We start from the raw sequence: 7281 nt of genomic DNA, 5'->3' as shown, positions 1-7281 counted from the left end.
AGCGCGAGCACCTTGTCCGGCGGAAAGTGACCGAACAGGTCGGCCCCGCGAAAATTCTGCACCCCCTCGAGATACCCGGTTTCGCGCGCCACCTGCACGACGCGCTCCATGGCGCGGCCGACCACCACGACCTCCCGCCCCGAGATACGCGCGGCGTCCGCTACCGCCCGCAACCGCGCCACATTGGAGGCAAAGGTCGTGACCGCGACCCGACCCTTGGCGCCCTTCACCAGCTCGGTGATGGTTCTCGCGACTTCGGCTTCCGAGGGCGAGCGCCCTTCCCGCACCGCATTGGTGGAATCGCCGATCAGCGCCAGCACGCCGGCATCGCCGAGTTCGCGCAACCGCCGCTCGTCGGTGGGCACGCCGATGATCGGCGTCGGGTCGATCTTCCAGTCGCCGGTATGCAGCACGGTGCCGGCGGAGGTGTGGATCGCCAGCGCATGGGATTCCGGGATCGAATGCGCGACCGGAATGAACTCGACATTGAACGGCCCGAGATCGATCCGCCCGCCCGACGGCACCACCGTGACCGGAATCTCCGGTGCGTTGCGCTCGGCGGCGCATTTGGCTTCGAAAAGGGCGGCACTGAATTTGGTCGCGTAAATCGGGCATTTCAGCTTCGGCCACAGATCGATGATGGCTCCGAAATGGTCTTCATGGGCATGGGTCAGCACCAGGCCGACCAGGTTCTTGCGCTCTTTTTCCAGAAAGCGGATGTCGGGCATGATCAGATCGATGCCGGGCAGATGCTCCTCGTCGCCAAAGGACACCCCGAGATCGACCGCGAGCCAGGAGCGCTGGTGACGGTTGCCGAGGCCGTAGATCGACAGGTTCATGCCGATTTCGCCGACGCCGCCGAGCGGCGCAAAGGTCAGTTCGTCCGGACGCGCCATCAGGCTGCCCCTGCTGATGCGGCCGAGCCGAAATAGACGTCGCCCGCCGAGATCGGGACCAGCTTGCCGGCGGTGGTGCGCACCATCAGGCAGCCCGTCTCGTCGATGCCATCGAATGTTCCCTCCACCTTGGCGCCGCCGGTCTGGATCGCGACCCTCTCGCCGAGCCCGGCAGCGCGCGCCAGCCAAAGCCTGCGGATCGCGCCAAAGCCGCGCCCCTTGTCCCAGAGCCCGCGGAACTCCGCCCAGGCGTCCGACAGCTGCGCAAACAGCTCTTCCGCGTCGATCTGGATGCCGAGGGCGGCCAGCGAGGTCGCGGGCGTCGGCGTGCCCTCGGGGGCTGCGACCACATTGGTGCCGATCCCGACCACGACGGCGAGGCGGCCGTCAGCCACCGCCTCCGCTTCCAGCAGAATGCCGGCGAGCTTTTTCTGCCCTGCCAGCACGTCATTGGGCCATTTCAGCGAAAACTTCATCTCGTCCGATCCCGCCGCCCGCAGCGACGCTTCAATGCTTATTCTTCGCAGCGCCGCTTCCAGCGCAAGCCCCGCGGCAAAGCCCAGCGTCGCCGCGACCGCGGGCGTCACCTCGAGCACCTCCAGGATGCTGCTGGCAAGGTTACCACGCGGCGCGATCCAGGGTCGGCTTCGCCGGCCCCTCCCCGCGGTTTGTTCCGAGGTGACGAACCAGATCGGCCCGCGCTCGCCGTCGCGGGCGCGCACCATCGCCTCCGCATTGGTCGAACCGATCTGATCGAAGGCGGCGAGCCGGTAACCCGCCGATATGGCTCGCGGACCGAGCGTGAAGGTCATCTAGAACAGCGACTTCGCCGCGACCGTTGCCGCGCTCACCAGCAGCCCCGGATAGACGAAAAAGAAGATGTTGAACAGGCCCGCGACCGCCAGCACCGCGCGCAGCTCCATGCGCATCGGATCGAGCTTCGCAAGCGGCTCCTCGAAATACATCACCTTGATGATCGAGAGATAGTAATAGGCCCCGACCACGCTGCTCAGGACGCCGATGACGGCCAGCGTGAACAAGTCTGCCTTGATCGCGGCGACGAATACGTACCATTTGGCGAAGAAGCCGGCGAGCGGCGGGATGCCGGCCAGCGAAAACAGCAGCATCGCGAAGAAAAACGCCAGCAGCGGATTGGTGCGCGAAAGGCCTGCGAAATCGCTGATGTTTTCGAAATGCCGGCCGTCACGCTTGATGGTCAGGATGACTGCGAAAGAGCCCAGCGTCATCGCCACATAAATCGAGATATAGACCAGGACGCCCTGCGCGCCCTCGGCGGTGCCCGCCGCAAGGCCCACAAGCGCAAACCCCATGTGGCCGATCGAGGAATAGGCCATCAGCCGCTTGATGTTCCTCTGCCCGATGGCGGCGAACGATCCCAGCGCCATCGAGGCGATCGACACGAATACCACGATCTGCTGCCATTGCGTCAGGATGCCCGGAAAGGCGGTCAGCGTCACGCGGGTGAACACCGCTAACGCTGCGACCTTCGGCGCCGAGGCGAAGAACGCGGTCACCGGCGTCGGCGCGCCCTCATACACGTCAGGCGTCCACATGTGGAATGGCACCGCGGAGACCTTGAAGCACAGCCCGGCGAGCAGGAACACGATCCCGAAAACGATGCCGATGCTGCCGGTCTTGACCGCCGCGGCAATGCCCGCGAAGCCCACGGTGCCGGTGAAACCGTAGATCAGCGAGGCGCCGTACAGCAGCATGCCCGACGACAGCGCACCCAGCACAAAATATTTCAGGCCGGCTTCGGTCGATTTCACATTGTCGCGGTTGCTCGCCGCGACCACGTAAAGCGCAAGCGACATCAGCTCGAGCCCGAGATAGAGCATGATGAGGTCGCCCGCCGAGATCAGCACCATCATGCCGAGCGTCGAGAGCAGCACCAGGATCGAATACTCGAAAATGCGCCGTGACGGATCGGAGAGATATTCGGCCGACAGCACCAGCGTCGCCGCCGAGCCGATCAGCGCCAGGATTTTCAGGAAACGGGCAAAATCATCGACGATGAAGCTGCCGCCGAAGGTCGTGAGCTTGCCGGCCGGCAGCCACAGTTCCAGCGCGCCGGTCACAACCAGCAGGCAAACCGCAAGGGCGGTGACGAGCGCGGTGGTCTGCTGGCCCCGATACGCCCCCAGCATCAGGAGCACCATCGCGCCCACCGCCAGCACGAGCTCGGGCAGCACCGGCAGCAACTGATATCCTGCAGTCTCAAAGCCCATGTTCATGCCTTCACTGCACCAGCGCGGCTGCCTTCACGGCAGTCACGGCGGTGGCGTAATTGTTGACGAGCTGCTGCACCGAGGTCGCCGACATGTCGAGCACCGGCTTTGGATAGAACCCGAACAGGATGGTGAGCGCGACCAGCGGCGCCATGATGAGGCCCTCGCGGAAGGTCAGATCCCTGATGCCGGCCAGCGACGGTTTCAGCGTGCCGAAAATCACCTTGCGGTACAGCCATAGCGCGTAGGCGGCCGACAGGATCACGCCGGTGGTGGCCAACGTCGCGGTCGGGATCGAAACCTTGAAGGTGCCGATCAGCGTCATGAATTCACCGATGAAGCCGCTAGTGCCGGGCAGTCCGATATTGGCCATGGTGAAGACCATGAACACCAGCGCATAGAGCGGCATGCGGTTGACCAGCCCGCCATAGGCGGCGATCTCGCGGGTATGCATGCGGTCGTAGACGACGCCGACGCAGAGGAACAGCGCGCCGGAGACGATGCCGTGCGAAATCATCTGGAACACGCCGCCAGCCACGCCCTGCGTGGTGCCGGCGAAGATTCCCATGGTGACGAAGCCCATATGGGCGACCGAGGAATAGGCGATCAGCTTCTTGATGTCTTCCTGCATCAAGGCCACCAGCGAGGTGTAGATGATGGCGATCACCGACAGCGAGAAGATCAGCGGCGCGAAATATTGCGAGGCCAGCGGGAACATCGGCAGCGAGAACCGCAGGAAGCCGTAGCCGCCCATCTTCAACAGGATCGCGGCCAGGATCACCGAGCCCGCGGTCGGCGCCTCGACATGGGCGTCGGGCAGCCAGGTGTGCACCGGCCACATCGGCATCTTCACCGCGAACGAAGCGAAGAAGGCGAGCCAGGCCCAGGTCTGCAAAGACCGCGGCACGGCGGTATGCATCAGCGTCGGGATGTCCGTGGTGGCGGCGTTCCAGTAAAGCGCCATGATCGCCAGCAGCATCAGGACCGAGCCGAGCAGCGTGTAGAGGAAGAACTTGAAGGAGGCATAGACCCGGCGCGGCCCGCCCCACACCCCGATGATCAGGAACATCGGGATCAGGCCGCCTTCGAAGAACAGATAGAACAGCACAAGATCGAGCGCGCAGAAGGTGCCGACCATCAGCGTTTCCAGGAGCAGGAACGCCATCATGTATTCGCGCACCCGCAAGCTGATGGATTTCCAGCTCGCCAGGATGCAGAGCGGCATCAGCGCGGTGGTCAGGATCACGAACGGCAGCGAAATGCCGTCAACCCCCATGTGATAGGTGATGCCGGCCGACAGCCACTGCGTCTTTTCGACGAACTGGAAGTCCGCCTGCGAGGGGTCGAAGCGCCAGACCAGGATCAGCGACACCGCAAAAGTGATCAGCGTGGTCCACAGCGCGATCCAGCGCGCGTTGCGCCGCGCGGCTTCGTCGTCGCCGCGGCTGAGATAGATCAGCAGCGCGCCGACCACGGGCAGGAAGGTGACGACGGAGAGAATGGGCCAGGTCGTCATCACTGGCCTCCCACGCCGAACATGAACCAGGTGATCAGCCCGGCGACCCCGATCAGCATCGCAAACGCGTAGTGATAGAGGTAGCCGGTCTGCAACTTGACGACGTTGCGGGTGACGTCGAGCACCCCGCTCGATACGCCATCCGGCCCAAAACCATCGATGATGTAGCCGTCGCCGACCTTCCACAGGAAGCGGCCGAGCCACTTCACCGGGCGCACGAAGATCAGGTCATATAGCTCGTCGAAATACCATTTGTTGAGCAGGAACTGGTAGAGCAGCGGCTGCTGGTTGGCGAGTTCGACCGGCAAATACGGCCTGCGGATATAGAACATCCACGACACCACGAAGCCCAGCGCCATCATCAGCGTCGGCAGGTATTTGATCCAGGCCGGGATATTTTCCGCGTCCTCGATGATGTGCGGATTCATCTTCAGCGACTCGCGGAAGAATTCCTCTACGCCGTGGCCGGCAAACAGTTCCTTGAAGGGAAAACCCGCCAACAGCGAGCCCGCGGCCAGGATGCCGATCGGAATCAGCATCCACAGCGGGCTTTCGTGCGCAGCCTCATAATGTTCGAGGTCATGCGGCTCGCCATGGAAGGTCTTGAAGATCAGGCGCCAGGAATAGAACGAGGTCAGGCCGGCCGCGACCACCGTCATCAGGAAGCCGTAGACCGCGAACGGATTGTGGGAAGCGTAGGCGGATTCGATGATGGCGTCCTTGGAGAAATAACCGGCGGTGAGCGGGAAGCCGGTCAGCGCCAGCGTGCCGATCACCATCACGATGTAGGTGAAGGGTATCTTGTCCTTCAGCCCGCCCATGTTGCGGATGTCCTGCTCGTGATGCATCGCATAGATCACCGAGCCCGAGCCCAGGAACAGCAGCGCCTTGAAGAAAGCGTGGGTGAACAGGTGGAACATGCCGACCGAATAGGCCCCCGCCCCCATCGCCACGAACATGTAGCCGAGCTGCGAACAGGTCGAATAGGCGACGATGCGCTTGATGTCGTTCTGCACCAGGCCGACAGTAGCGGCGAACAGCGCGGTGGTCGCGCCGAAGAACATCACCACCGCCTGCGCGTCGGGCGCGAGCTCAAATAGCGGCGACAGCCGCGCCACCATGAAAACGCCGGCGGTAACCATGGTCGCGGCATGAATCAGCGCCGAGACCGGCGTCGGGCCTTCCATGGCGTCCGGCAGCCAGGTGTGCAGCAGGAACTGGGCCGACTTGCCCATCGCCCCCATGAACAGCAGCACGCAGGTCAACGTCAGCGCGTCGGCGTGCCAGCCGAAGAAATCAATGGTCTTGCCGGTGAGGCCCGGCGCGCCGGCAAAGATGGTCTCGAAGTCGGTCGAGCCGATCAACATGAAGATCGCGAAAATACCGAGCGCAAACCCGAAATCGCCGACCCGATTGACCACGAAGGCTTTGATCGCCGCCGCGTTCGCTGACGGCTTCTGATACCAGAATCCAATCAACAGATAGCTCGCCAGACCGACGCCCTCCCAGCCGAAGAACAGCTGCACGAGGTTGTCCGACGTCACCAGCATCAGCATCGCGAAGGTGAACAGCGAAAGGTAGGCGAAGAACCGCGGCCGGTACGGATCCTCATCCATGTACCCGATCGAATAGAGGTGCACGAGCGACGACACGGTGTTGACCACCACCAGCATGACAGCGGTCAGCGTATCGACCCGCAGCGACCACTCGACCTGCAGATCGCCCGAATTGATCCACGGGAACAGCGCAATCCTGGCGTCGTGATGCATGAATCCGACATCGACCAGCGTCACCCATGACAGCGCGGCCGCCACCAGCAGCAATCCGGTGGTGATCAGCTCAGCCGCCCGCGATCCCGCCGCCGGCGGTTCGACCGCGTGGTCGTCGTGGCCGTGATCGTCGGCATGATCATCATGCGCAACCGATGCGTGGGCATCGGCGCCATGTGCGTCGTCATGATGCTCGACGATGTCGCCGCTCGGATTGCGCGCATGCGCGCCGAATATCGAGATCAGCCCGGCGAGAACAGCGCCGATCAGCGGCAGAAAGACGATTGCCTGGATCATTTGACGCGCTAGCCCTTCATCAGATTGACGTCTTCAACCGCGATCGAGCCGCGGTTGCGGAAGTACACCACCAGCACCGCAAGACCTATCGCGGCTTCAGCGGCCGCCACCGTGAGCACCAGCAGCGCGAACACCTGGCCGACGATATCGCCGAGGAAGGTCGAAAACGCCACCAGGTTGATATTGACGGCCAACAAAATCAGCTCGATCGACATCAGGATGATGATGATGTTCTTGCGGTTGAGGAAGATGCCGAGAATCCCGAGTGTGAAAAGGATCGCACCGACCGCGAGATAGTGTCCGAGACCGATCGTCATTGCACCCACTCCGCCGCGTCAGCGTCCTGCAGGCCCTGCCCGGCCGCCACCTTGCGCACGCTCATGGCGAGCTCGGGCGTCCGCGCGTTCTGCACGTTGATGTCCTGCCGCTTGACGCTGACCTTGTGGCGCAGCGTCAGCACGATGGCCCCGATCATGGCAACGAGCAGTACGAGCCCGGCGATCTGGAAGTAGTGGATATACTTCGTGTAAAGCACGAGGCCGAGCGCTTCGGTG

The 7281-nt window shown here is 63.2% G+C and carries 6 protein-coding genes and 1 pseudogene; all 7 read right to left on the bottom strand.

What is annotated here, in order from left to right; translation table 11 throughout:
* On the bottom strand, positions 1 to 896 hold an 896-nt coding region (locus tag VK804_RS25025), incomplete at its 3' end, for a ribonuclease J (protein ID WP_325375208.1).
* Positions 896 to 1708, bottom strand: coding sequence for a biotin--[acetyl-CoA-carboxylase] ligase (locus tag VK804_RS25020; protein ID WP_325375206.1), 813 nt, complete (start codon positions 1706 to 1708; stop codon positions 896 to 898). The genes VK804_RS25025 and VK804_RS25020, both read right to left, overlap by 1 nt.
* The gene (gene nuoN / locus VK804_RS25015) at positions 1709 to 3145 is read right to left on the bottom strand and encodes an NADH-quinone oxidoreductase subunit NuoN (protein ID WP_325375210.1); all 1437 of its coding nucleotides are present in this window, start codon (positions 3143 to 3145) and stop codon (positions 1709 to 1711) included.
* 10 nt (positions 3146 to 3155) lie between these two features.
* Positions 3156 to 4661: an NADH-quinone oxidoreductase subunit M gene (locus VK804_RS25010; protein WP_325375205.1), complete on the bottom strand. Its 1506-nt coding sequence runs from the start codon at positions 4659 to 4661 to the stop codon at positions 3156 to 3158.
* On the bottom strand, positions 4661 to 6727 hold the full coding sequence (gene nuoL, locus VK804_RS25005; RefSeq protein WP_325375203.1) for an NADH-quinone oxidoreductase subunit L: 2067 nt from the start codon (positions 6725 to 6727) through the stop codon (positions 4661 to 4663). Before nuoL ends, VK804_RS25010 begins: the two co-directional genes overlap by 1 nt.
* Before the next feature lie 8 nt (positions 6728 to 6735).
* A complete protein-coding gene (gene nuoK / locus VK804_RS25000) occupies positions 6736 to 7044 on the bottom strand; it encodes an NADH-quinone oxidoreductase subunit NuoK (RefSeq protein ID WP_325375201.1) in 309 nt (102 codons plus the stop codon).
* A pseudogene (locus VK804_RS24995) lies at positions 7041 to 7281 on the bottom strand (NADH-quinone oxidoreductase subunit J); the annotation flags it as partial. The pseudogene VK804_RS24995 and the gene nuoK, both read right to left, overlap by 4 nt.

This window comes from Bradyrhizobium sp. (assembly GCF_035484855.1).
Lineage (GTDB): Bacteria > Pseudomonadota > Alphaproteobacteria > Rhizobiales > Xanthobacteraceae > Bradyrhizobium.
The sequence above is the reverse complement of the archived record's forward strand: the minus strand, read 5'-3'. Positions and strand labels throughout refer to the sequence as shown.